Source organism: Streptomyces sp. NPDC006602, from assembly GCF_042870385.1.
Lineage (GTDB): Bacteria > Actinomycetota > Actinomycetes > Streptomycetales > Streptomycetaceae > Streptomyces.
Genome location: NZ_JBIAHG010000003.1, coordinates 327,797 through 353,038 on the forward strand (window position 1 = coordinate 327,797; position 25,242 = coordinate 353,038).

22 protein-coding genes are annotated in these 25,242 nt (G+C 70.1%); 11 read left to right on the forward strand and 11 right to left on the reverse strand.

From position 1 onward, the window contains the following. Window positions 1–2 precede the first annotated feature (2 nt). Together ACFYO2_RS10270 and ACFYO2_RS10275 are read left to right on the forward strand one after the other, a co-directional pair. Window positions 3–977, forward strand: a complete 975-nt coding sequence (locus ACFYO2_RS10270; protein ID WP_388346836.1) for a heavy metal transporter — start codon at window positions 3–5, stop codon at window positions 975–977. 352 nt (window positions 978–1,329) lie between these two features. Further along, window positions 1,330–1,779: an ATP-binding protein gene (locus ACFYO2_RS10275; protein ID WP_388346838.1), complete on the forward strand. Its 450-nt coding sequence runs from the start codon at window positions 1,330–1,332 to the stop codon at window positions 1,777–1,779. Window positions 1,780–1,924: 145 nt separating this feature from the next. On the opposite strand, the gene ACFYO2_RS10280 is transcribed toward ACFYO2_RS10275, so the two are convergent. Both ACFYO2_RS10280 and fdxA read right to left on the reverse strand, forming a co-directional pair. Beyond that, the gene (locus ACFYO2_RS10280) at window positions 1,925–3,070 is read right to left on the reverse strand and encodes a bifunctional succinyldiaminopimelate transaminase/glutamate-prephenate aminotransferase (RefSeq protein ID WP_388346841.1); all 1,146 of its coding nucleotides are present in this window, start codon (window positions 3,068–3,070) and stop codon (window positions 1,925–1,927) included. A gap of 131 nt (window positions 3,071–3,201) precedes the next feature. After that, window positions 3,202–3,522 carry a ferredoxin gene (fdxA, locus tag ACFYO2_RS10285; RefSeq protein WP_010474859.1) on the reverse strand — a complete coding sequence of 107 codons (321 nt, stop codon included), beginning with the start codon at window positions 3,520–3,522 and terminating at the stop codon, window positions 3,202–3,204. Between the two features lie 141 nt (window positions 3,523–3,663). On the opposite strand from fdxA, the gene ACFYO2_RS10290 reads away from it, so the two are divergent. Next, window positions 3,664–4,680, forward strand: coding sequence for a GNAT family N-acetyltransferase (locus ACFYO2_RS10290; RefSeq protein WP_388346844.1), 1,017 nt, complete (start codon window positions 3,664–3,666; stop codon window positions 4,678–4,680). Window positions 4,681–4,753: 73 nt separating this feature from the next. Then, window positions 4,754–5,605: a tetratricopeptide repeat protein gene (locus tag ACFYO2_RS10295; RefSeq protein WP_388346846.1), complete on the forward strand. Its 852-nt coding sequence runs from the start codon at window positions 4,754–4,756 to the stop codon at window positions 5,603–5,605. Between the two features lie 307 nt (window positions 5,606–5,912). Here ACFYO2_RS10295 and ACFYO2_RS10300 read toward each other — a convergent pair whose 3' ends face one another. From ACFYO2_RS10300 to ACFYO2_RS10315, 4 genes are all read right to left on the reverse strand, one after another. Continuing rightward, complete coding sequence (locus ACFYO2_RS10300; protein WP_388346848.1) at window positions 5,913–8,681, reverse strand: peptidoglycan binding domain-containing protein; 2,769 nt, start codon at window positions 8,679–8,681, stop codon at window positions 5,913–5,915. 158 nt (window positions 8,682–8,839) lie between these two features. Further along, a complete protein-coding gene (locus ACFYO2_RS10305; protein WP_388346850.1) occupies window positions 8,840–9,253 on the reverse strand; it encodes a DUF6113 family protein in 414 nt (137 codons plus the stop codon). Then, a complete protein-coding gene (mshB, locus tag ACFYO2_RS10310) occupies window positions 9,250–10,113 on the reverse strand; it encodes an N-acetyl-1-D-myo-inositol-2-amino-2-deoxy-alpha-D-glucopyranoside deacetylase (RefSeq protein WP_388346852.1) in 864 nt (287 codons plus the stop codon). The genes ACFYO2_RS10305 and mshB overlap by 4 nt, the downstream gene beginning before the upstream one ends. 21 nt (window positions 10,114–10,134) lie before the next feature. Continuing rightward, the gene (locus ACFYO2_RS10315; RefSeq protein WP_030038342.1) at window positions 10,135–10,329 is read right to left on the reverse strand and encodes a hypothetical protein; all 195 of its coding nucleotides are present in this window, start codon (window positions 10,327–10,329) and stop codon (window positions 10,135–10,137) included. Between the two features lie 190 nt (window positions 10,330–10,519). On the opposite strand from ACFYO2_RS10315, the gene ACFYO2_RS10320 reads away from it, so the two are divergent. The 7 genes from ACFYO2_RS10320 to ACFYO2_RS10350 all read left to right on the forward strand — a co-directional run bounded on the left by ACFYO2_RS10320 (window position 10,520) and on the right by ACFYO2_RS10350 (window position 19,172). Next, window positions 10,520–12,643 (forward strand): prolyl oligopeptidase family serine peptidase, encoded by a 2,124-nt coding sequence (locus tag ACFYO2_RS10320; protein WP_388346854.1) that lies wholly within the window; start codon window positions 10,520–10,522, stop codon window positions 12,641–12,643. Window positions 12,644–13,229: 586 nt separating this feature from the next. Continuing rightward, on the forward strand, window positions 13,230–15,092 hold the full coding sequence (locus ACFYO2_RS10325) for an ABC transporter substrate-binding protein (RefSeq protein WP_388346856.1): 1,863 nt from the start codon (window positions 13,230–13,232) through the stop codon (window positions 15,090–15,092). Further along, a complete protein-coding gene (locus ACFYO2_RS10330) occupies window positions 15,085–16,134 on the forward strand; it encodes an ABC transporter permease (protein WP_388346858.1) in 1,050 nt (349 codons plus the stop codon). The genes ACFYO2_RS10325 and ACFYO2_RS10330 overlap by 8 nt, the downstream gene beginning before the upstream one ends. Further along, a complete protein-coding gene (locus tag ACFYO2_RS10335) occupies window positions 16,131–17,045 on the forward strand; it encodes an ABC transporter permease (RefSeq protein ID WP_388346860.1) in 915 nt (304 codons plus the stop codon). Before ACFYO2_RS10330 ends, ACFYO2_RS10335 begins: the two co-directional genes overlap by 4 nt. Further along, complete coding sequence (locus ACFYO2_RS10340; protein WP_388346862.1) at window positions 17,042–18,040, forward strand: ABC transporter ATP-binding protein; 999 nt, start codon at window positions 17,042–17,044, stop codon at window positions 18,038–18,040. Before ACFYO2_RS10335 ends, ACFYO2_RS10340 begins: the two co-directional genes overlap by 4 nt. Then, window positions 18,037–18,183 carry a hypothetical protein gene (locus ACFYO2_RS10345; protein WP_388346864.1) on the forward strand — a complete coding sequence of 49 codons (147 nt, stop codon included), beginning with the start codon at window positions 18,037–18,039 and terminating at the stop codon, window positions 18,181–18,183. The genes ACFYO2_RS10340 and ACFYO2_RS10345 overlap by 4 nt, the downstream gene beginning before the upstream one ends. Further along, complete coding sequence (locus tag ACFYO2_RS10350; protein WP_388346866.1) at window positions 18,180–19,172, forward strand: ABC transporter ATP-binding protein; 993 nt, start codon at window positions 18,180–18,182, stop codon at window positions 19,170–19,172. Before ACFYO2_RS10345 ends, ACFYO2_RS10350 begins: the two co-directional genes overlap by 4 nt. Before the next feature lie 75 nt (window positions 19,173–19,247). Here ACFYO2_RS10350 and ACFYO2_RS10355 read toward each other — a convergent pair whose 3' ends face one another. The 5 genes from ACFYO2_RS10355 to ACFYO2_RS10375 form a co-directional block, all read right to left on the reverse strand. Beyond that, window positions 19,248–20,396: an ABC transporter ATP-binding protein gene (locus tag ACFYO2_RS10355; RefSeq protein ID WP_388346868.1), complete on the reverse strand. Its 1,149-nt coding sequence runs from the start codon at window positions 20,394–20,396 to the stop codon at window positions 19,248–19,250. Next, window positions 20,389–21,450, reverse strand: coding sequence for an ABC transporter ATP-binding protein (locus ACFYO2_RS10360; RefSeq protein ID WP_388346870.1), 1,062 nt, complete (start codon window positions 21,448–21,450; stop codon window positions 20,389–20,391). The genes ACFYO2_RS10355 and ACFYO2_RS10360 overlap by 8 nt, the downstream gene beginning before the upstream one ends. 11 nt (window positions 21,451–21,461) lie before the next feature. Further along, window positions 21,462–22,400 (reverse strand): ABC transporter permease, encoded by a 939-nt coding sequence (locus ACFYO2_RS10365; protein WP_388346872.1) that lies wholly within the window; start codon window positions 22,398–22,400, stop codon window positions 21,462–21,464. Continuing rightward, window positions 22,393–23,319, reverse strand: a complete 927-nt coding sequence (locus ACFYO2_RS10370) for an ABC transporter permease (protein ID WP_388346874.1) — start codon at window positions 23,317–23,319, stop codon at window positions 22,393–22,395. Before ACFYO2_RS10370 ends, ACFYO2_RS10365 begins: the two co-directional genes overlap by 8 nt. A 144-nt stretch (window positions 23,320–23,463) precedes the next feature. Beyond that, window positions 23,464–25,083 carry an ABC transporter substrate-binding protein gene (locus ACFYO2_RS10375; RefSeq protein ID WP_388346876.1) on the reverse strand — a complete coding sequence of 540 codons (1,620 nt, stop codon included), beginning with the start codon at window positions 25,081–25,083 and terminating at the stop codon, window positions 23,464–23,466. Between the last annotated feature and the right edge of the window lie 159 nt (window positions 25,084–25,242).

Sequence of the window (25,242 nt, forward strand, 5' to 3'; positions counted from 1 at the left end):
GCGTGCCAGACTTGTCCCCTGCTCCCAAGCGTCGTGGCCGCCTCTTCCGTTTCGGGGCGGCCCTCGTGGCCATGTGCGCCGTCGCCGGTTACCTCGTGGTGCAGTACCTCACCGGAGGCGCCGGCACTCCCGGGTGCAAGGTCGTCTCGGGCAAGAGCAACGGGGCCACCTATGAGTTCACACCCGAGCAGGCGGTGAACGCGGCGACCATCGCGGCCGTCGGCACCGGGCGCGGCATGCCCGAGCGGGCGGTGACGATCGCGCTCGCCACCGCCCTCCAGGAATCGGCGCTGCGCAACCTCGGCCACGGCGACCGCGACTCGCTCGGCCTGTTCCAGCAGCGGCCCTCACAGGGCTGGGGCACGCCGAAGGAGATCCTCGACCCGACGTACGCGGCGAACATCTTCTACAAGCACCTGGCCAAGGTGCCCGACTACACGAAGCTGCCGCTGACCGTCGCCGCGCAGAAGGTGCAGCGCAGCGGCTACCCGACGGCGTACGCCAAGCACGAACCGGGCGCCATGCTGCTCGCCGCCGCCCTCACCGGCCAGTCGCCGGCCACCCTGACCTGCGAGGGCCGCCCGGCCGCCACGCAGGCAGCGGGCACGGACGCGGTGCGGACGGCGCTCGTACGCGATTTCGGGCGGGACGTGCTGGAAACGGCGTCGGCCGAGGTGGGCGCCGAAGCGACCCCTACGCCGACGCCCTCCGCGAGCGGAAGTGGAAGCGGGCGGACCGTCATGCTGCCGGTGACCGAGACGGGCTCCGGCTCCGGTCGCAGCCTTCGGCAGCGCGGCTGGCAGCTGGCGCACTGGGCCGTGGCCAACGCCTCCGCGCTGCACATCGAACGTGTCTCGTACGCCGGGCGGCAGTGGACGGCCGGGAACACGGACAGCCGGTGGCGTACGGCCGGCTCGCAGGGCGCCGCGGGGGCGGAGCAGGCCGCGGGGGCGGTCCGGATCGTCACTGCGCAGTAGCGCAGTAGGGCAGGAGTACGGAGCCTCACTCGGAAGGGTTACGTCCGCCGGGTTCGGGCGTGGGTGTGCGCAGGTTTTCGTCACGTCACCCCCGTATCCGTCGAAACCTTGAGAACAAAGAGCTGTAAGGATTCGGCAGACTTTCGGACCGGGCACTTTTTGCCCGTTTTTATCCGCAGCCGATAATGCGACGCATTACCAACTCTTTACGTCGGCCCGCCGCAACCTTCCCGGGCTTCGAGCGGTAGTCACTGCGTCCGAGCCCCGAGATCAACAGCCGGATCGACAGCCAGTCGGTCAACTGCCGGGCACGGTCGGACACCTCATCGTTCTCTTCCGTCAAAGGAGCAACATGTCCCTCCCCCTGACCCGACGGATCGCCCGTGCCGCGCTGCTCGTCGCTGCGGGAGCGGCTGCCGGGGTCGGTGCGGCCGGCTCCGCCAGCGCGGCCCCCGAGCTGCCGGCCGCCCCGAACCTCGGCGGGCTGACCGCCCTGGACGGGGCGGACGTCGGCAACACGGTCGACGGTGCGGCTCAGAACCTGACCGGCACCGCGGGCCAGACCGGCGGCAAGGCAATCCAGAAGGCCGTGCCGGCCGCGGGCAAGACCAGTGGCAAGGCCGTGAAGAAGGCGGCGCCGGCGGCGCAGAAGGCCGCGGGCGACGCGGCGGGCTCCGCCGGGGACGTCCTCGGTGACACCGCGTCGACGGCGACGAAGGGTGGGCTGCCGACGGACTCCCTCACCAAGGGGGATCTGCCGGGGGCGGACACCCTGCCGGTGAAGGACCTGCCGGTCGGCTGATCATCGGCTGCGCCTTGCTGTACGGCGACGGGGTCCAGGGTTGTCACCTGGGCCCCGTCGCCTTTGTGACCGGGCTCGGTCGTCCCGGCGGGACGCCTGGCGCGGCTCGTCCCGGCGGAACGACTTGTGCAGCCGGATCGAGTGACTAGAGCGTCAGCCGCTGCACCGCTGCCTGTACCCGCTCGTCCGTTGCCGTGAGGGCTACACGTACGAAGTTTTCGCCTGCCTCGCCGTAGAAGTCGCCCGGGGCGACGAGGATGCCGAGGTCGGACAGGTGGGCCACCGTGGCCCAGCAGGGCTCGTCGCGGGTGGCCCAGAGGTAGAGGCTGGCCTCGCTGTGTTCGATGCGGAAGCCGTGGCTCAGCAGTGCCTCGCGCAGGGCCGTGCGGCGGGCGGCGTAGCGCTCGCGCTGCTCCCGGACGTGGGTGTCGTCGCCGAGGGCGGCCACCACCGCCGCCTGCGTGGGCGCGGGCGTCATCATGCCGCCGTGCTTGCGGATCTCCAGGAGCGGGCCCAGGACGGCCGGGTCACCAGCCAGGAACGCGGCACGGTAGCCGGCCAGGTTGGAGCGCTTGGACAGGGAGTGGACGGCGACGATGCCGTCGTACGAGCCCCCGTTCACGTCGGGGTGCAGGACGGAGACCGGGTCGGCCTCCCAGCCCAGCTCCAGGTAGCACTCGTCGGAGAAGAGCAGGACGCCGTGCTCGCGGGCCCAGGCGACGATCCGGGTCAGCTCGGCCTTGGCGAGGACCTTGCCCGTGGGGTTGGACGGCGAGTTCAGCCAGAGGAGCTTCAGGCCCGTCGGGTCCAGCTCGGTCGGGTCGTCGTAGACCTCGTAGTCGGCACGGGCCAGGCGGGCGCCGACCTCGTACGTCGGGTAGGCCAGCCGCGGGTACGCGACCCGGTCGCCGGGGCCGAGGCCCAGCTGGGTCGGGAGCCAGGCGACGAGCTCCTTGGAGCCGACGATCGGCAGAACGTGCCGGTGGGTGACCTCACGGGCGCCCAGACGGCGCTCCAGCCAGCCCGTGATCGCGTCGCGCAGCTCGGGCGTTCCCCAGACGGTCGGATAGCCCGGGGAGTCCGCGGCGGCGATCAGCGCTTTCTGGATCAGCTCGGGGACCGGGTCGACCGGGGTGCCGACGGACAGGTCGACGATTCCCTCCGGGTGCGCGGCGGCCGTCGCCTTGTACGGCGCCAGCTTGTCCCAGGGGAAGTCGGGAAGGCGGTCGCGAAGCGACTCATTGAAAGGGTGGCGGTGGGCGACGGGAGGGCGGTCGGAGACTGCGGACACGGGTCTGGCTCACTTTCTGGTACGTACGAGCCGTCGTACGGCATCTGCTCGGCAAACGCCTCGGTCCCGTACGGCGATCAAGGCGATCAGGCCGTACGGGACCGAGGCGGCGCGAGTGACGCGAGCCGCTCTCAGCCGTTCTGCGGCGGCAGCGCGGCGATGAAGGGGTGGTCGCGCTCGATCAGTCCCAGCTTGCTGGCGCCACCGGGCGAGCCCAGCTCGTCGAAGAACTCGACGTTCGCCTTGTAGTAGTCCTTCCACTCCTCCGGAGTGTCGTCTTCATAGAAGATCGCCTCGACCGGGCAGACCGGCTCACAGGCACCACAGTCGACGCATTCGTCCGGGTGGATGTACAAGGACCGCTGGCCCTCGTAGATGCAGTCGACCGGGCACTCCTCGATGCACGCCTTGTCCTTGACGTCGACACAAGGCTGCGCGATGACGTAGGTCACGCTGTCGTTCCTCCTCGATAGGGCGCTGGCGAGCCGTCTTCAGGCTCCGCCACCTGGCGCGCGGGAGCGCGGCGTCGTCGATGCCCGCCTCTAGTATCTCCGTTCTTGGGCATGATCCGAACAGGAGGGGTGGACCGACCTGTGGAAATCTCTGCGACCGGACGTCTCGTGGTCCGTATCACCGCTGCTGACGTGGGTAAACGGGTGTCCGTACGGCGCGTCGCCGAAGCCGGGATCGCGGGTGAGAAGTTCACCGACACGGTGGGTGTTCTCACATCATGGGACAACGGTGTGCTGCTGATCACACGACGGGACGGGGAGACTGTCCGTATTCCGGAATCCTCGCTGGTCGCGGGCAAGGTCGTGCCGTCCGCCCCGGCCCGCCGACGGGGTCCGGCGGCCTCGTACGAGGAGCTGGCGCGCATCGCCTCCCGCGCCTGGCGGCCGGTGGAGAGCGAGCGGCTCGGCGGGTGGGAGCTGCGGGCCGCCGCCGGATTCACGCGGCGCGCCAACTCGGTCCTGCCTCTCGGCGACCCCGGCATACCGCTCGACGAGGCCCTGACCGTCGTACGACGGTGGTACGGCGACCGCGGGCTGCCCGCCTACGTCCAGACCGCGACCGGCGCCGAGGGCACGCAGGAGCTGCTGTGCGCGGAGCTGGAGCGGCGGGAGTGGACGCGGGAGGTGACCGCCGAGCTGTGGACCGGTGCGCTGGCACCGCTCGCCGACCGCGCGGAGGGCTCCCGAGTGGTGCTGTCCCGGGAGGCGGACGAGGCTTGGCTTGCGCGGTATCAGCGCAAGGGGGTGAGTGAGGTGGCCCTGAAGGTGCTGGGGAGCGGGCCTTCGGTGTGGTTCGCCACGGTTCCCGGATCGCCGGAGGGCGCGGCTCCCGCCGCCATCGGGCGGTGTGTCGTCGACGGGCGGTGGGCCGGTTTCGCCGCCGTCGAGGTGGATCCCGCGCTACGGCGACGAGGGCTGGCCTCCGCCGTGATGGCCGCGCTCGCACAGCGTGCCCTCGACGAGGGCGCCTCGGCGGCGTGGCTCCAGGTCGAGACGGACAACGCGGGTGCGCGGGCGATGTACGCCAGGATGGGCTTCGCCGCGCATCACGCGTATCACCACTATCGCGCTCCCGAAGGTGCCGGGAACGAACGGTAGCGATCGGCAGCGATCCGTGGCCATCCGCAGCGAAAGAACGGTAGCGATCGCCGTGAAAGGGCACGAGCCAGCTATGCGTCCCCCCTACCCCCCACCCCCCGAACGCTCCGCCGAACTGCGCCGCCGGTTCGCCGAGGAGGCCCGCTCCGAGCGGCCCGACCTGTCCACGCTGTGCCTGCTGGTGGGCGCGGAGGCGGACGGCACGCTGGACGAGGCCGGCCTGGACGCCGCGCAGATCGAGCTGGACCGGCTGGCCGGACTGCTGCCTTTCCGGCCCGGCGGGCCGCACTCCTGGGCCGTGTCGCTGCGTGAGCTGCTCGGTGACCGGTGTGGTTTCCGTGGTGCCGCCGCCGACTACCAGCGGCTGGAGTCCTCGCTGCTGCACGAGGTTCTGCGGCGACGGCGCGGGCTGCCGATCCTGCTGTCCGTGGTGTGGATGGAGGTGGCGCGGCGGGCCGGGGCACCGGTGTACGGCGTCGCGCTGCCCGGGCATTTCGTCGTCGGCTTCGGCCCGCCGGACGAGCAGGTTCTCGTCGATCCGTTCGACGGGGGGCGGGTGTTGACCGGGGGCGATGCGGAGTTGCTGGTGACAGGGGCGACGGGGGCGTCTTTGCATCCGTCGATGCTTGGTCCTGCGGACCCTTTGGAGGTGGTGCTGCGGATCCTGAACAACGTTCGGGCGTGGGCGGCGGCTCGGCCGGAGCGGTCGGACGTGTCGTTGTGGGCGGTGGAGTTGTCGTTGCTGTTGCCTTCGCATCCTGCGCGGTTGCGGTATGAGCGGGCGCAGTTGCTTGTGCAGCGGGGGGATTTCCTGGCGGGGGCCGGGGAGTTGGAGGCGTACGCCGATGTCGTGGTTTCGGTGGACGAGCCGGCCGCGGCGCGGGTGCGGCAGCAGGCTCATGCGGCGCGGGCGATGTTGAACTGACGGTGTTGTTCGGCGTGTGGGGGTGCGTCGGGGCTGGTCGCGCCCACGCGGCGGAGCCGCACCTCGATACAGCCCCGCGTCCCTGGGGACGGTGCCCTGGTCGGCGCTCACCTGGTCGAATGCGACCACCGGGTCGTGGTGGTCGCCGTTGTCGTCGTCATGGGAACCAGGGTGGCCGTGCAGTCCCGGCGCCCGGCGGTGTCGGCGATCCTCAGTGCCGGATGACAGATGCCATACGACGGCCCCGGCTCGCACGACGAGAGGGCACCGGGCGTGTGCCGGGTGCCCTCTCGTGGCTCGTGCCCCGCTAGTTCGGGGTGGTGTCGATGACCACGGTGCGCTCCGCCGTCGTCTTGCCGCGCAGAGCCTTGCCCAGCGCCGAGGCGACGTCCTGCGGCAGGACGTCGCGCTTGCCGCTCGCGCCCTCGATCTTCACGCCCGCGAAGGTGGTGCCGTACGCCTCCTTGAGTGCCTTGAGGTCGTACGTCTCCACGAGCTTGCCGCCCACGGCCTTGAAGCCGAGGATCTTCGGCAGTGACACGGAGCCGAAATTGATGCTGTGCGTCGCGTCGGTCTGAACGGTGGCGAGCTCGGACATCGCCGGCTTGGCGAACTCCTTCATCATCCGGTCGACCTCGGCGTTCGAGACCGTCGGCTGCTTGGTGGTGGTCGGGAGCGTCACGGGCGGGGCCGTGCCGGTCTCCACCTGGGTGCGGTACGCCTCCTCGACCGATTCGGTCGACTTGGCCACGTCGACGCCCTTGCCCGCCTTGCCGTACACGGCGACGGCCTTGCCGGACTTGAACTCGATCGTGCCGTCGGTCGCCGAGCCGGTGCCGCCGGCGGTGTCCTGGAGTTCGGCCTGCAGCTTCTCCTCGTCGACCGGCATGACCGGGTCGACGACCCGGTGGTTGCCGAACAGTGAGCCGATGACGGAGACCGGGTTGTAGTCGCTGTGCGCGGCCGTGCTGACGGTGGCCGCCATGTCGAACTGGAGCCCTGCCTGTTCCGGCTTGAGCATGACGGTCTTGCCGTCGACCGTGAGCTTCAGGTCCTTGTTCACCCGGCCGTCGAAGGCCTCGTTGAGCTTCTCGACGGCGTCGTCCCGGGTACCGCCGCCGATGTCGACGCCGAGCACGGTGGTGCCCTTGGGCACGTCGGAGCTGTTCATCAGGAGGCCTGCTCCGTAGGCGCCGCCGACGATGACGATCACGCCGGTGCCGAGGAGCGCCAGCTTGCTGCGTCCCTTCTTCTTGGGCTTCTTGGACGCGGCGGCCGGGGCCTGCTTGCCGGACTCGGGCTTCGGGGACGCGTGCGGCGCGGGGCCGTCGGTCTGGGCGCCCGGCGGGAAGGTCCCGTTGCGGTCCGACGGCACCACGGGGATGCCGCTGGTGACCGTGTGCCCGGAGACGTTGTCGGAGGCACCGCCGAAGCCGTTACCGCCGGGTTCGGGGGCAGGCTTCTGCGGGGTGAGGATCGCGGTGTCGTCACTCATACCGCCGCCGGGGCCGGCGGGGCCGCCGAAGGCGGGGGAACCACCCGGGCCGGTGGGACCGCCGAGGGCGGAGGAACCGCCAGGACCCGTGGGGCCGCCGAAGGCAGGGGAACCGCCAGGACCCTTCGGGCCGCCGAAGGCGGGGGGACCACCCGGGCCGGTGGGACCACCCGGGCCGGTGGGACCGCCGAGGGCGGAGGAACCGCCTGGACCCGTCGGGCCGCGGAAGGCAGGTGAACCGCCTGGGCCGGTGGGACCGCCGAAGGCAGGGGACACCCCTTGGGCGCCAGGCCCGGCGGGGCCACCACGGCCGTCGGGTCCGCCCGGGCCGGAAGGACCGGCACGACCGGCGGAACCGGAGGGAGAACCGGCGCCGCCGCGTCCGCCGGGACCGCGGCCCCCGGAGGGATCGCCGGGACCGCCAGGGCCACCGGATGCACCAGGGGCACCAGGCCCGCCGATGCCGTCCGGTCCGTTGAAGTCGTAGGAGCCGCCGAGGGTGTCGCTCACCCCGCCGACGGGCGGAACCATCGGACCGTCGCCGGTGACCGGACCGCCGGTCGGACCCGCGGGGCCCTGCGGGGCGCCCGGGCCTCCGGGTCCGCCGGGACCGTTCGGGCCGTTGAAGCCGCTGGGGCCGCTGGGGCCGCCGTAGGGACTCTGGCCGTTCGGACCGACCTGGCCGCCGTAGCCGCTCAGGTCGTTGTCATAACCGCTCAGCGCGCCCTGACCGCTGATGCCGTTCGGCCCGCCGCCGTTGGGCCCGCCACCGCTCGGACCGCCGCCCTTGGGTCCACCACCGTTCGGACCGCCACCGCTCGGACCGCCGCCGTTCTCCGAGAAGTACGGCAGGTCGTCGCGGCCCGGGCCTGGGCGGGAGCCGCCCGTCTGCGGGCCGCCCGCGGACAGCGCCTCGGTCACGTCGAAGGAACCGGTGCCGCCGCCGTGACCAGGGGCGACGGGGCCGCCGGTGGCACCGCCGGGAAGCCCGGAGCCGTTCGTGCCGCCCGAGCGGGAGCCGCCCGGGATGCTCATGGAGCCGACCACGCCACCGGGCCGGCCGGCGCCTGGACGCGGACCACCGGGCGCACCCGAACCCGCACCGGCAGCGGGAGCGGCACCACCAGTGCCGGAACCGCCCGGCACACCGGCCCCGTTGGTCGAGCCGCCGCCCGGACTGCCCTTGGCCGGCCCGGACTTGCGGGGTGCGAACCAGTCGCTCGGCTTCTCGTCGGCGGCCGGGGCGGCCTCGGCGGGAGGCTCGACGGTGCCCGTGGACGTGGCGGCACCCTGTGCCGACGCCTCGGCGCCGTCCGTGCCGTTGCCGTCGGAGCCCTCGGCATCGGCGACGGTCTGGCGCACGACGACCGGCGGAATGGGCCGCGATCCGGGGATGTTGATCCGGATCCGGGTCGTCAGCGTGGTCTCGGTCTTGCGTTCCTCCGGCTGCGGGGCCGAACGGCCCGCGTCCGGACTGCCGTCGGAAGCCGTGGGCGTCCCGTACGGCGGCGTGCCCGAGGGGTATGCGGCTCCGCCGCGCCCGTTGGGCCCGGAGGACGGACTGTCAGTTTCACGACTCAAGGCAGGTTCTCCCGGTTGGCTCCGCCGCCCGCGTTACGACCTCTCTCGGGCGACTCGGCGGCGCGCACCACCATACTGGCCACTTCCGGCGTGTATCCCACGACCGTCGGGGAAACCATCACGGGACTCCCACGGACTATGTAAGGCGAAGTGGTACGTCACTTCCCAAGTCGGACCCCATCGCCGTCCGGTTGCCGCCCCTTGGCAAGCGTGGCGCAGATCACAGCAACGGCCATCCCGCCGAGCAGGAAAAGATAGGACCCGCTGCCCGCAGCGAAGACGAAGTCACCTTCCGGACGGCTGGCGGTGAGCAGGATGACCGCGACCATCCAGCCGCCGGCGGGCGCGACGGCCCCGGCCCGGCTGCCGGTGGCTCTCGCTCCGCCGAGGCAGAGCCCGGCCTCGGCGGCGAGGCCGAGCAGCAGCCCGCCCGGGAACCAGCCGGACTGCACCAGAGACCCGGCCACGCCGACCAGCGCGCCGAGCACGAGGAGCCCGAGGTAGGCGGCGGCCCGCCCCAAGGAGGGCCGCTGCAACGGCTGGGCCAGCGCGGAAGTCGTCCGGTCGCTCATGACGTCTCCTCGATACCGGCGAACAGGTCGGTCTCGCGGGCCCCCGTACCGGCCCGCTCCCCGCGCACCAACTCGTAGTACTCCGTGGTGAAAAGGGGCTGCGCGAGCTCGTTGGAGAGCAGGAAGTACGGCTCGGCGACCGTGATCTGCGTGGCATGGGCGCTCATGGCGGCGGCCTTGGCGGCGGCGTGCGCGATGCCGTCGATCTCGGCGGTGATCAGCTCGTCGTCCACCACACCGGGTACGTCGTCGACGACCGCGGACTTGGTGAGGGGGAGGCCGGGCAGATCGCGCTCCAGCTGCGCGAAGGCGCCCTCGGCGACGGAGCGAGGAACCCGGTTCCAGTAGACCTTGGCGATCGCGAAGCCCGCCTCGGCGGCCAGCTCGACCGCGCGCATCGCGACGCGGTGGGCCTGGATGTGGTCGGGGTGGCCGTAGCCGCCGTTCTCGTCGTAGGTGACGAGGACCTGCGGACGTACCTCGCGGATCACCTCGACCAGGTGGGCCGCGGCCTCGTCGATGTCGGCCTGCCAGAAGCAGGCGGGGTCGTCGTTGTCGGCGAGGCCCATCATCCCGGAGTCCTGGTAGCGGCCCGCGCCGCCGAGCTGCCGGAAGTCCTCGACGCCGAGCTCACGCATGGCCCCCGTGAGCTCACGCCGCCGGTACTCGCCGAGGTCGGCGCCGGTGAGCCGCCGCAACTCCGGCGGAATGACCTCGCCACGCTCACCGAGCGTGCAGGTGACCAGCGTCACCCGGGCACCCTCGGCCGCGTACCGGGCCATGGTCGCGCCGTTGTTGATCGACTCGTCGTCCGGGTGCGCGTGCACCAGCAGCAGACGACGGGCGGGCAGTTCCGTCATGACCCCACCCTAAAGGGCTGGTCAGAACTTGATGCTGCCGATCATGCCCGCGATGTTGGTCGTCAGCTCACTGATCGTCGGGGCCACCGTCGACGAAGCCAGGTAGAAGCCGAGCAGGACGCACACGACCGCATGCCCTCCCTTCAGTCCTGATTTCTTGATCAGAAGGAAGACGATGATCGCCAGCAGCACCACCGCCGAAATCGAGAGTGCCACGGCGGCTCACCTCCAAAGAACCCAGGGACGTGGGGGGTCGGACGGGGAACGGAACTATGGGGGCAGATAAATCCATACAAGAAGCCAGCAGGTTGATACCCACTATGCGCTAGTGATCATAACTATCCGTACGTGCGCATTGATCGGCGCACAGCCTCACAAGGGGGCGCACGGCCAATATGGTCGAGGCATGACGACCGAGCCTGACTCCTTCCCCCGTCGGCACGCCCGTACCCAGCGGTTCACACTCGGCGCGCCACGCGCGTTCACCGTGGCGCCCGACGGTTCCCGTGTCGTTTTCCTGCGTTCGGGCTCCGGCACGGACCGGGCCAACTCGCTGTGGGTGCTCGACCTCCCGGACGCCGGGGAGCGCGTCGCGGCGGACCCGCGCGCCCTCCTGGGCGGCGCCGAGGAGCACCTCTCGCCCGAGGAGCGGGCGCGGCGCGAGCGCAGCCGCGAGGGCGGTGCCGGCATCGTCGGCTACGCCACCGACTCCGCCGTCGAGTTGGCCTCTTTCGCCTTGTCAGGGCGGCTTTTCACGGCGGAGCTGCGGGCCGGCACGGCACGTGAGCTGCCCGCCCCGGGGCCGGTGATCGACCCGCGCCCGGCCCCTGACGGGCGGCACATCGCGTACGTCGCCCAGGGCGCACTGCGGGTCGTGGGCGCCGAGGGCGAGGGGGACAGGGCGCTGGTGGAACGCGAGTCGGAGCAGGTCACCTACGGTCTGGCGGAGTTCATCGCGGCCGAGGAGATGGGCCGCTCGCGGGGCTTTTGGTGGTCGCCGGAGTCGGACCGGCTGTTGGTGGCGCGGGTGGACGACACGCCGGTGCGGCGGTGGTGGATCTCCGATCCGGCCCACCCGGATCGTGAGCCACACCACGTGCCGTACCCGGCGGCGGGCACCGACAACGCGGACGTACGACTGTTCGTGATCGGTCTGGACGGGGCGCGCACGGAGGTCGTCTGGGACTGGGCGCGCTACCCGTATCTGGCGCATGTGCACTGGTCAGCGGCGGGTGCTCCACTGCTGCTCGTACAGTCGCGCGACCAGCGCAGTCAGCTGTACCTGGCCGTGGATCCTCAGACGGGCGCGACCCGGATGGTGCACGCGGACGAAGATCCAATTTGGCTGGATCTTTTTCCCGGAGTGCCGTCCTGGAGCCCCTCCGGACAGCTGGTGCGCATCGCCGACGAGGGGGGCGCACGGGTCCTCGCGGTCGGCGAACGGCCGCTGACGGGAGCCCAGTTGCATGTGCGCGCGGTGCTGGACGTCTCGGACGACGACGTGCTGATCTCGGCGTCGGCCGGCGAGGACGCCGAGTCCCCGGAGATCGGCGAGGTGCACGTCTACCGCGTCAACGAGCTCGGCCTGGAGCGCCTCTCGCAGGAGCCCGGCGTGCACTCGGCGGTGCGCGCGGGGGGCGTGACCGTGCTGGTGTCCGCCGCACTGGACCGGCCGGGAGCCCGGGTCCTGGTACTGCGCGACGGCAAGCCGGCGGCGAGTGTCACCTCGTACGCCGAAGATCCCGGTTTGTCCCCGCGCGTGACCCTCATCGAAGGGGGCGCACGACGAATCCCGTGCGCCGTGCTTATGCCTACTGACTACGACGGGGACACTCCCCTTCCCGTGCTCCTTGATCCGTACGGCGGTCCGCACGGCCAGCGGGTGGTCGCCGCGCACAATCCGCACCTGACCTCGCAGTGGTTCGCCGACCAGGGCTTCGCGGTGGTCGTCGCGGACGGCCGGGGCACTCCGGGCCGCTCCCCCGCCTGGGAGAAGGCGGTCAGGGACGACCTGGCGGAGGTGGTCCTGCAGGACCAGGTGGACGCGCTCCAGGCCCTCGCCGCCGACTTCCCGCTCGACCTGAGCCGGGTCGCGATCCGCGGCTGGTCCTTCGGCGGCTATCTGGCCGCGCTCGCGGCGCTGCGCCGCCCGGACGTCTTCCACGCGGCGGTGGTCGGCGCCCCGGTCACGGACCTGCGGCTGTACGACACCCACTACCAGGAGCGCTACCTGGGCCACCCGGACGAGCAACCGGAGGTCTACCGCCGCAACTCCCTGCTGGACGACGCGGGTCTGGTCGACGCCGTGGAGCCGCATCGCCCGATGATGATCATCCATGGCCTCGCGGACGACAACGTGGTGGTCGCCCATTCGCTGCGATTGTCTTCCGCCCTGCTCGCCGCGGGCCGCCCGCACGAGGTACTGCCGCTGTCCGGCGTGACGCACATGACCCCGCAGGAGACCGTCGCCGAGAACCTGCTGCGCCTCCAACTGGACTTCCTGAAGCGGTCCTTGGGGCTCACAGACTGAGGCCGGGTACGGCAACGGGCCGGAGCGACATGGCGCGCTCCGGCCCGTTTACGGCACCCGCACGGCCGTACGTTGTTCAGACTGACGCGTCCGTATATCGGGATCGGGTCAGCCGAGTTGCCTGCTTGTAAACGCAGTTGCTGCGCATTTGTACGACTATGACGTCCCCTCGGCGTGATCGTCCGCCGGCACCTCCCGTCGCCATCGCCCGGCTGCAGAGGCGAGGGACGCGGCACACAGGCCGTTCGGCCGCACTTCGACTCACCTGTACGGATGCGACAGGCACCGAACGGCTCGCCGGCTGGGTCGGCACCACCTCCGGGCGCCTGGCGCGCACGGCAGGGATCGCTGTCGCGACGGAGCCGTCAGTCCCCCACCTGGGGCCCTTCACCGGTCTGGACCTCTGGGGGTGACGGTCGTATCAACTTGTTATTTCCGCAGGCCACAAGGGGTGCAGGCGCCATTGACGGGCCCGGATCGCCGCTGATAGACACACTCATCGACCCAGCTGACGTCCCGTGGTCCAGCCCGATCAGTCACTCCGGCAAACCGTCCCTGTGCGAGCGATGACGCGAGGTCACGTTCTATGAAGCGACACGATCAGCACGGCACCGGGCACCCGCGCCCGAACAGACTCCGGCCCCGCACCGCCCGCCTCGTCGCCGCCCTCCTCACCCTGTCGGCCGCCCTCGCGACCCCGCTCGCCCCGGCGCCCCGGCAGGCCGCGGCCGCGGAGGGCGACAGCGTCCTGACCGTCGCGGTCGCGCAGAGCGTGGACTCGCTGAGCCCCTTCCTGGCGCAACGGCTGGTCAGCACCAGCATCCACCGGCTGATGTACGAGTACCTGACGAATTACGACCCGGGGGACGCCCATGCCGTCCCGGGCCTGGCCACCAAGTGGGAGTCGTCGCCGGACAAGCTGACCTGGACCTACACGATCCGCCCGGACTCCAAGTGGTCGGACGGGCAGCAGGCCACCGCCGAGGACGCGGCCTGGACCTTCGACAAGATGATGACCGACGAGGGCGCCGCCACCACCAACGGCAGCTTCGTCGCCAACTTCAAGAAGGTCACCGCCCCCACCCCCACCCGGCTGGTCATCGAGCTGAAGAAGCCGCAGGCCACGATGACCGCCCTCGACGTGCCGATCGTCCCGAAGCACGTCTGGGAGAAGGTGGACGACTTCTCGAAGTTCAACAACGACAAGAGCTTCCCCGTCGTCGGGAACGGCCCCTTCGTCCTCACCGGCTACAAGGCCGACAGCTACGTACGCCTCAGGGCCAACAAGGACTTCTGGCGCGGGGCACCCAAGTTCGACGAGCTGGTCTTCCGCTACTACAAGGACCAGGACGCCGCCGTGGCCGCCCTGCGCAAGGGCGAGGTCTCCTTCGTCGCGGGCTCCCCGTCGCTGACCCCCGCTCAGGCGGCCTCCCTCAAGAACGAGAAGAACATCCACGTCAACGACGCCCCCGGCCGCCGCTTCTACGCCCTCGCCACCAACCCGGGCGCCCAGGCGAAGAACGGCCGGAAGTTCGGCGACGGCGACCCCTCCCTGCTGGACGAACGGGTGCGGCACGCCCTCTTCATGGCGGTCGACCGCGAGACCATCATCGACAAGGTGTTCCAGGGTCATGCCGTCGAGGGCGAGGGATACATCCCGCCGCGCTTCCCGCAGTACGTCTGGAAGCCCTCGGCGAGCCAGGAACTCGCCTACGACCCCGCGAAGGCGGCCCGGCTCCTCGACGAGGCCGGCTACAGGAAGAACAGCGCGGGCAAGCGCCTCGGCAAGGACGGCAAGCCCCTCACGTACCGCGTCCTGTGCCACGCGACCGACCCGAACGACAAGGCGGTCGGCCAGTACCTCGAGGAGTGGTGGGGCAAGCTCGGCATCGGCGTCACACTCGACTGCCTGGACAACGTGACCGACCCATGGCTCGCGGGCACCTACGACCTCGCCTTCGACGGCTGGTCCGTCAACCCCGACCCGGACTTCGTCCTGTCGATCCACACCTGCGCGGCCCTGCCCGCCACCCCGAAGGACACCGGCGCCACCGACAACTTCATCTGCGACAAGCGGTACGACGACCTGTACGCGCGTCAGCTCGCCGAGTACGACTCCGCCGAACGGGCCACGATCGTCAAGCAGATGGAGTCGCGGCTGTACGACCTGGGGTACATGAACGTCATGGCGTACCCGAACGCCGTCGAGGCCTATCGGACCGACCAGATCAAGTCGGTCCGGACGATGCCGAGCGCGGCGGGCAACATCTATGGCCAGGACGGCTACTGGAGCTGGTGGTCGGCGGTCCCGGCGGCCTCGGACGGCTCCTCCGACGACTCCGGCTCAACCGGGATCATCATCGGAGGAGTGGTGGCCGCCGTGCTCCTGGTGGGGGCCGGGGCGTTCTTCACGATGCGCCGCCGGGCCACCGCCGACGACCGTGAGTAGCGCCCAGAAGACCGCCGCCGCGGCCCTCGCCGCACCGACGGTCCGCACCCCACGGGCGCGCACCACCACCGCGTATCTGCGCTACGGCGCCGGCAAGGTGGGCGGCGCCGCCGTCTCCCTGCTCGCCGTGCTCGTCACCGGTTTCTTCCTGTTCCGGCTGATCCCGGGCGACCCGGTGCGGACGATGACCGGCGGCCGCCCGGTGTCCGCCGAGCAACTTGCCGCATACCGGAAGGAGTTCGGGCTCGACCTGCCGCTGTGGCAGCAGTTCACCGACTACTGCGGCAAGGCGCTCACCGGCGACCTCGGCACGTCGTACCAGTTCCGGGCCCCGGTCATCGACAAGATCACCGAGGCGCTGCCCAACACGCTGGTGCTGACCGGCACGGCCTTCGTCCTGTACACCGGCCTCGGCATCTTCCTCGGCACCCGCGCGGCCTGGCGCAACGGCCGGGTCGGGGACCGGCTGAACACCGGCCTGGCGCTGACCCTCTACTCCGTCCCGTCGTTCTGGCTGGGGCTGTTGCTCATCATCGTGTTCTCCGTCGGGATCGGCCCGGTCCCCGGGCTCTTCCCGACCGGCGGCATGGAGTCGGGCGGCGAGGAGGGACTCGCGTACGTCCTCGACGTGGCCCACCATCTGATCCTGCCCGTGGTCACGCTGGTCGCGGTGGAGTACGGGCAGACGCTGCTGGTCACGCGCTCGGCGCTGCTCGACGAGATGGGCAGCGACTATCTGACCACCGCGCGCGCCAAGGGGCTGAGGGACGACCTGGTCCGGCGCCGGCACGCCGTGCCGAACGCGCTGCTGCCGACGGTGACGCTGGTCTTCGTCAACCTCGGGCGGACCGTCGCGGGGGTGATCCTGGTGGAGACCGTCTTCTCCTGGCCGGGCCTGGGCGGACTGTTCTACCAGGCCCTGAGCGTGCCGGACCTGCCGCTGGTCCAGGGCCTGTTCCTCTTCTTCGCCGCGACGGTGATCATCATGAACACGCTGGCCGACCTGGTCTATCCGCTGCTCGACCCCCGGGTGGGCCGATGACGACCGACACCCGGGTCGCTGAAGGCCCGCGCCGGCTCGCCTGGCAACGCCGCCGGCACTCCGCCGTGCGGTTCTGGGCGCAGTACCGCACCCACCGTGCCGGCCTGGTGGGCCTGGCCGCGCTCACCCTGTTCGCGCTCGCCGCGCTGACCGCGCCGCTGACCATCGGCTCCCACGTGGCCGACGTGACCAGCGCACCGGGCCTGCCGATGGAGAGCCCGAGCGGCGAGTTCCCGCTGGGCACCGACCGGTTCGGGCGCGATCTGCTCGGTCTGCTGGTGTGGGGCTCGCGGGTCTCGCTCCTCGTCGGGCTGCTGGCGGCCGTGCTGTCGGTGGCGATCGGCACGCTGGTGGGCGTCACGGCCGGGCACTTCAAGGGCGCGTACGCGACCGTGCTGATGCGGGTCACCGACTGGTTCCTGGTGATGCCGACTTTGGTGCTCGCCATCGCGCTGGCCACCGTGATGTCCCGTTCGCTGGGCACGGTGATCCTGGCGATCGGCGTGACCTCGTGGCCGACGACGGCCCGGCTGGTGCGGGCGCAGACGCTGGCGGTGGAGTCACGGCCGTACATCGAACGCGCGAAGGCGCTCGGCGGCGGCCACTGGCACGTCATGTCCCGGCACGTACTGCCCAACGTGATGCCGCTGGTGCTGGCACAGGCGACGCTGATGGTGTCCTCCGCGATCCTCGCCGAGGCCACGCTGGCCTTCCTCGGGCTCGGCGATCCGACGGTGGTGTCGTGGGGCGGGCTGCTCCAGGAGGCGCGGGAGGCGGGTGCGGTGAGTTCCGGCGACTGGTGGTACCTGGTGCCGCCCGGGATCGCGATCGCCGCGGTCGCGCTGGCGTTCACGCTGTGCGGGCGCGCGGTGGAGTCGGTGCTCAACCCCCGGCTGGGGGTGGAGCGTTGACGCTGCTGGAGGTCAGGAACCTCGACGTCACCTACCCGGGCGGGGCCGCCGCCGTGCGGGGCGTGAACCTGTCTTTGGAGGCCGGGCAGAAGCTCGGTGTCGCGGGCGAGTCCGGCTGCGGGAAGTCCACGCTGGCCCTCGCGCTGCTCAGGCTCCTGCCCGCCGGCACCCGGGTCGGCGGTGAGGTGCTGCTGGACGGCGAGGACGTGCTGTCGATGCGGTGGGGGCGGGTACGGGCGGTCCGCTGGGCGGGCGCGTCGATCGTCTCCCAGGGGGCGATGCACTCGCTCAACCCCGTGCACCGCGTCGGCGACCAGATCGCCGAGCCGATCCTGCTGCACCGCAGGGCCACACCGGCGGCGGCGAAGAAGCAGGCCGGGGAGCTCCTGGAGCAGGTGGGCCTGCCGGCGGCGCGGGCGTCGGCGTATCCGCACGAGCTCTCCGGCGGTCAGCGCCAGCGCGTCATGATCGCCATGGCGCTGGCCTGCTCGCCCCGGCTGGTCGTCGCCGACGAGCCGACCACCGCCCTGGACGTGATGATCCAGGCGCAGATCCTGCGGCTGATCGAGCAACTCGTCGCCGAGCAGGACCTGGGCCTGATCATGATCAGCCACGATCTGGCGGTCCTCGCCGACACCTGCGACCGCCTCGCGGTGATGTACGCGGGCCGGGTGGTCGAGGAGGGGCCCGCCCGGGAGGTCCACGAGGACGCCCGGCACCCCTACGCCAAGGCCCTGTCGGCCGCGTTCCCGCGCATCGGCGACCCCGCCTCCCGGTTCGCCCCGCGCGGCCTGGCCGGTGATCCGCCGGACCCGGCCGCCCTGCCCTCCGGCTGCACCTTCCACCCTCGCTGCCCGGTCGCGCTGGACTCGTGCGCGGCGGACGACCCGGAGCTGCGGGATGCGGGGCCGGGACGGAGGGCGGCCTGCGTGCACGTGGGAGCGACGGTGCCCGGTCCGGCCACGGCGACTGAGGACGCGAGGAGCGGCACATGACCGACGCACCGGAAGCACCCGCACCGCCCCTCCTGAGCGCCCAGGAACCGCGGAAGGCCGAGCCCGGCCGACGAACAGCCCGCGTGCACGCGCCGACGCCGGAGCCTGCCGCGGCGGCCGAGGACGCGAGGAGCGGCACATGACCGAGCAGCACGCGCCCCTGTTGAGCGCGGAGGAACTGCACGTCACCTACCCCGGCCGGCACGGCGGTCCGCCCGCCCGGGCGGTGGACGGCGTCGAACTCGACATCAGTACCGGGGAGATCGTGGCCCTGGTCGGCGAGTCCGGCTGCGGCAAGACGACACTGGCCCGGGCGCTGCTGGGTCTGGTACGGCCGACGAAGGGACGCGTCAGCTTCGGCGGGCAGCCGCTGGAGTACTCCTCGCGGGCCCTGAAGGCGTACCGCAGACGCGTCCAGCTGGTCCTCCAGGACCCGACCGGATCGCTGAACCCCCGGCACACGGTGTACGACGCGGTGGCCGAGGGACTGCGGATCCACGGGTACGGCGGCGACGAGCGGGCGGCGGTGGCCTCAGCCCTGTCCCGGGCGGGCCTGAGGCCCCCCGAGCGCTTCTTCCTGCGCTATCCGCACGAGCTGTCCGGCGGCCAGCGCCAACGCGTCGTCATCGCGGGGGCGTTGGTCCTGGAGCCCGAACTCCTCGTCGCCGACGAGCCGGTGGCCTCGCTGGACGCCTCGGTGCGGGGCGAGATCCTTTCCCTGCTGCTGCGCCTGCGCGCCGAACTGGGCCTGTCGGCGCTGGTGGTGACCCATGACCTGGGCCTGGCCTGGAACATCGCCGACCGGGTCGCGGTGATGTACCTGGGCCGGATCGTGGAGACGGGCGCCGTCGAGGAGATCCTGACGGCGCCTCGGCACCCGTACACCCAGGCCCTGTTGTCGGTCCTGCCGGAGGCGCCGGGCGACCCGGTGGTCCTCGCCGGTGAGCCGCCCGACCCCTCCCGCATCCCCTCCGGCTGCCGCTTTCACGCCCGGTGCCAGGTCCTGGCGAGCGGGAAGGCGGAACGGGCGGGGGTCGCGGGAGCGTGCCGGACCGAGGATCCAGAAGTCCTGGGCGGGGGCGGGGAGGCGCAGGTGGCGTGTCACTGGGCGCGGGCGCGGATCACGGCGTGACGTGCGCCCGGGGCACGAACGCCGGTTCCCGGCATCCTGGGTGAGGGTGCCGGGAACCAGTACGGTGAGAGCGCGTCAGGCCGCGTGCACGACGTCCTTCTCCTCGGCGAAGTGGCACGCCGACTCGTGTGCCACCGGGGAGTCCACGTCCTTGAAGCGCTCGGGGATCGCCAGCAGCGGCGTCTCCTCGGCGCACTTGTCCTGGGCCTTCCAGCAGCGGGTGCGGAAGCGGCACCCGGACGGCGGGTTGGCCGGGGACGGGACGTCACCGGTGAGGATGATCCGCTCGCGGCCCTCGCGGGCCTCCGGGTCCGGCACCGGGACGGCCGACAGCAGCGCCTGAGTGTAGGGGTGTGTCGGGTGCTCGTAGATCTGCTCGTCCGAGCCGATCTCGGCGATCTTGCCGAGGTACATGACCCCGACGCGGTCCGAGATGTGCCGGACGATCGACAGGTCGTGCGCGATGAAGATGTACGACAGGTTGAACTCGTCCTGCAGTCGCTCCATCAGGTTGATGACCTGCGCCTGGACGGACACGTCCAGCGCGGACACCGGCTCGTCGCAGATGATGACCTCGGGGTTGAGCGCCAGGCCGCGCGCGATGCCGATGCGCTGCCGCTGACCGCCGGAGAACTGGTGCGGATACCGGTTGATGTACTCGGGGTTCAGACCGACGACGTCCAGCAGCTCCTGCACCTTGCGGCGCCGGTCGCCCTTCGGAGCCACCTCGGGGTGGATGTCGAAGGGCTCGCCGATGATGTCGCCCACCGTCATCCGCGGGTTGAGCGAGGTGTACGGGTCCTGGAAGATCATCTGGATGTTCCGGCGGACGGCCTTGAGTGCCTTGCCGGAGAGCCTGGTGATGTCCTGGCCCTTGTAGAAGACCTCGCCGGCCGTCGCCCGCTCCAGGTTCATCAGGAGCTTGGCCACCGTCGACTTGCCACAGCCGGACTCGCCCACGATGCCCAGGGTCTCGCCCTGGTACAGGTCGAAGGAGACGCCGTCGACCGCCTTCACGGCACCGACCTGACGCTTGATGACGATCCCCTGGGTCAGGGGGAAGTGCTTGACGAGGTTGCGCACCTGCAGGATCGGCTCGCCCCGCTCCACGGGTGCGTCGAGGGCGGCGACCGCCTCTTCCTCCGTGTCGACGTCGACGGTCTCCACGTCGGAGACGTTCGGCGTCGCGTCCGCAGGCTCGTCGGCCTTGATGAGCTCAGCCATGGATCGTCTCCTTCCAGAAGTGGCACGCACTGGCGCGGCCGGGCAGTTCCGTGCCGTCCGGCTCGGTCACCGGGACCAGCAGCGGACGATCCGTGCGGCAGAGGTCCTGGGCCTTCTCGCAGCGCGGGTTGAAGGCACAACCGCTGGGCACCTTCAGCAGGTTGGGCGGCAGCCCCTTGATCGCGTAGAGGTCCTGGCCCTTCTGGTCCAGGCGCGGGATCGAGTCGAGCAGACCACGGGTGTACGGGTGGGCGGGGCGCTTGTACAACTCGTGCACCGGCGCCGTCTCCACGATCCGGCCCGCGTACATGACCGCGATCTTGTCGGCGACGTCCGCGACGACGCCCAGGTCGTGGGTGATGAGGATGAGACCCATCTGATACTCGCGCTGCAGTTCCGCGAGCAGGTCCATCACCTGGGCCTGGACCGTCACGTCGAGGGCCGTGGTCGGCTCGTCGGCGATGATCAGGTCCGGCTCCAGGGCGAGCGCCATCGCGATCATGATGCGCTGGCGCATACCGCCGGAGAACTGGTGCGGGTAGTCGTTCACCCGGGCCGCGGCAGCCGGGATCTTCACCCGGTCCATCAGTTCGATGGACTTGGCCTTGGCCGCCTTGCGGGACAGGCCCCGGTGAACGCGGAACATCTCGCCCAGCTGGAATCCCACGCTGAGCACGGGGTTGAGCGAGGACAGCGCGTCCTGGAAGATCATGGCGATCCGGGCGCCGCGCAGCTTGCGCCGCTCATCGGCGGACATGACGAGCATGTCCTGACCGTAGAAGCGGATCTCCCCCTTGGGGATGCGGGCGGGCGGCATGTCGAGGATGCCCATGATCGCCTGCGCGGTCACGGACTTGCCGGAACCGGACTCGCCGAGCACGGCGAGGGTCTCTCCGGAGTTCACGGAGTAGTTCACGCCGTTGACGGCGCGGACCACACCCTCACGGGTCTGGAACTCGACGTGCAGATCTCGCACTTCGAGGAGTGGACCGGTTCCCTCGCGGTCGCCGGGACGCGGAGCCGGAATGGCGTCCGTCGGTTCGATGATGGTCACGTACGCCTCCCTCAGCGCATCTTGGGGTCGAAGGCGTCGCGGACGACGTCGCCGAGCATGATGAACGCCAGCACGGTGATGCTCAGGGCGCCGGCCGGGAACAGCAGCGCATGCGGCGACGTCAGGAACCGGTCCTGGGCGTCACTGATCATCACACCCCAGGAGATGTTGGGGTACTGGATGCCGATGCCCAGGTAGGACAGGGCCGCCTCGGCAGCGATGTAGACACCGAGGTTCATGGTGGTGATGACGATCACCGGGGCGAGCGTGTTGGGCAGGATGTGCCGGAACGCGATCCGCCACGAGTCCGCACCCAGCGCCCGGGCCGCCATCACGTAGTCGTTGTACTTGTTGGAGATGACCTCGCCGCGCATGATCCGGAAGACCTGCGGCCAGCCGAGGATCGCCATGATGAACGACACCGACCACACGTCGCCGCCGCCCCAGATCGACATGATCAGCAGACCGCCGACGATCAGCGGCAGGGCCGAGAAGACTTCGGTGAAACGGGACAGCACCGCGTCGATCCACCCGCCGACCAGGCCGGCCAGCATGCCCAGCAGACCGCCGATCAGAGTGGTGGCCACGGTCGTCACCACACCGACGACGATCGAGTTGCGGGTGGCGTACACCGTCCGCGTGTAGATGTCGCAACCCTGCACGTCGTAGCCGAACAGATGCTCGGAGGACGGTCCGTTCATGGAGTTCTGCAGCTGGCAGAAGCCGCCCGAGAACGGGGAGCGTGCCGTGAACAGGCTCGGCGCGATCGCCAGCGCGAGCAGGCAGACGATGATGAAGCCGGTCACGATGAACAGGGGCCGCTTGCGCAGGTCCGCCCAGCCGTCCTTGAGCAGGCTCGCCTGACGGGCCGCCGCCTTCTCCTCGGCCTCGATCTCCTTCACGAGGGAGGCCTCGTCGGTGGTGGGCCTCTCTATCGTCTTCTCACTCATAGCGAATCCTCGGGTCGAGCACGGCGTACATCAGGTCTACCAGGAGGTTGGCGGCCAGATAGATCAGCACCAGCAGAGTCACCAGGCCGACGACGACCGGCCGCTCACGCAGATAGACGGACTGGGCCAGCTGCTGACCGATGCCGGGCATGTTGAACACCCGCTCGGTGATGATGGCCCCGCCCATGAGAGCGCCGAGGTCGAAGCCCAGGAAGGTGACCACCGGGATCAGGGAGTTGCGCATCGCGTGCACGCCGATGACCCGCCGCGTCGGCAGCCCCTTGGCGATCGCCGTACGGACGTAGTCGGCGCGTACCGACTCCGTCATGCTCGTCCGCACCAGGCGCGCGATGTAGGCCATCGAGGTCGACGCGAGCACGATGGCCGGAAGGATGTAACTCTGCGGCCAGCCCTTCTCGATGCCCGCGACCGGCGTGATCTTCAGCTTCACGCCGAACTCCAGCTGGAACACGCTACCGAGTACGAAGACCGGGATCGAGATCAGGACGAGGGTCGAGATCAGCACGACGTTGTCGAGGAACTTGCCCTTCTTCAGGGCGGAGAAGATGCCCGCGACGATGCCGATCACGGCCTCGATGCCGAACGCGGTCAACCCCAGTTTCAGGGTGATGGGGAATCGCTCGGAGACGATCTCGGAGATGGCACGCCCGTTGTACGTCTCACCGAGGTCACCGGTGAAGACGCCGCTGATGTAGTGCCAGTACTGCTGGTACAGCGGCTCGTTGAGGTGGTAGTGGTCGCGGAGGATCGCTGCGATGTTCGGGTCTGCGCGCTTCTCGCCGGCCAGTGCCTGGATCGGGTCGCCGGGCAGAGCGAAGACCAGACAGAAGATGATGAACGTGACGCCTATCACCACAGGGATCACCTGCAGAAGACGGCGCACGATATATCGGCCCATGGGTACTCCAGAGGGAGGTGCTCGGCCCGACCGCGGCCGGAGGGGTGGCGGCGGTCGGACGGAAGACGCAGCAGGAGTGAGCAGGGAAGGCTCTTCCTCCCCTGCTCACCCCGTGCCGCTGTGTCAGGACTGCTCAGAACCTGTTCAGCTCAGCTTGACCGTGTCCCACAGGATCTGGTGGCCGGCGATCTTCAGCGACTTGACCTTGTCGCTGAAGCCGGTGTTGAGCGTGTAGAAGTACACCGGGATGTACGGCATGTCCTTGAGGAGCACGTCGTCGGCCTGCTGGTACTTCTTGACGGCCTCTTCGTGCGTGGCGGCCTGGTCACCCTCGACGAGGAACTTCTCGAAGTCCTCGCTCACGTAGCCCGCGTAGTTGGAGCCGTTGGTGATGGCTTCCTTCGAGAAGATCGGACGGAGGTAGTTCTCCATGTCCGGGTAGTCCATGTTCCAGCCCATGCGGAACGCGCCCTTGTACTTCTTGGCGTCCAGGTCGTTGAGGATCGTCTGGAACTGCTCGAACGGCTTGGCCGTCACCTTGATGCCCAGGTTCTGCTGGATCTGGTTGGCCACCGCCTCGACCCACGCCTTGTGGTCACCGTCCGCGTTGTAGCCGATCTCCAGCGTGTTGTTCGGCAGGCCGCCGCTCTTCTTGTAGAGCTCCTTGGCCTTGGCCGGGTCGAGGGTGCACGCGGCGCAGGCGCCCTTGCGGTAGCCGTCGATGATGGGGCTGATGAAGTCGTCCGCAGGCGTACGAGCGCCGAGGAAGATCTTCGAGGCGATCGTCTTCCGGTCGATCGCCATGGAGATGGCGTTGCGCAGGTCCGCGTTCTGGAACGCCTTGTTGTACTTGATCGGGAAGCCGATGTAGCCGACGCCGGAGTCGGCCTCGTCGATGTAACGGTTCGGCAGGTCCTTGTGGTACGTCGGCAGACCCGAGGTGGGGATGACGAGCTGGACGTCGAGGTTGCCGGCGACGAGGTCCTTGTACGCCGTGTCCAGGTTCGAGTAGATCTTGAAGTTGACGCCCTTGACCTCGACCTTCGAGGCGTCCGGGTACTTGTCGTACTTCGTGACGTCGATCTCTTCGTTGTGCTTGAACTTGCCCTTCATCTCGAAGGGGCCGTTGCCGATGGGGGCCTCGCCGAAGCCCTTCGGGTCCTTGAAGAAGGCCTTGGGCAGCGGGACGAAAGCGGTGAAGGACAGCTGCGACGGGAACGCCGAGAACGCCCCGGTCAGGGTCACCTGGAGGGTGTCGTCGCCAACGGCCTTCAGACCCGACATCTTGTCCGTCGTGGGCTTCTTGCCCTCGCCCGGGTTCAGGTCGCTGTAGCCCTGTATGTGACTGAACAGCGGGTTGGTCTGCTGGGCGTTGGTCTGGTTCGCGCCGTAGTTCCAGGCGTCGATGAAGGACTGGGCGGTGACCTTCTCCCCGTTGTGGAAGGTGTAGCCCGGCTTCAGTTTGATCGTCCAGACCTTGTTGTCCTTGGACTCGATCGACTGCGCCATGGCGTTGACGATCTTGTTGTCGGCGTCAAGCTTGGTCAGACCCGTGAAGAGGGCGTTGATGACCTGGCCGCCCTCGGTCTCGTACGTGTTGGAGGGGACCAGGCCGTTCTGCGGTTCACCGATCTCCACCGACAGGACGCCGTTGCCCTTGCCCTTGCCCGAGCTGCCGTCGTCCCCGCCGCCACCACAAGCCGTCGCACCGAGTGCCACAACCGCGGCTATGGCCACCCACTTGGCGCTCTTGGCACCGCGCATGGGTTCCTCCTCATGAGTCCATTGGTTCACCGCAAGGGGGAGCACATGACACACCACCGCCACCTTCAGGTGCCGGAAAAGTCAGATGTCCCCACGCTCGTGAGTCGGCGCCGCCTGCAGCGCGTGACCCGTTGATCCGAGCTCTACGCGCCTAACTAT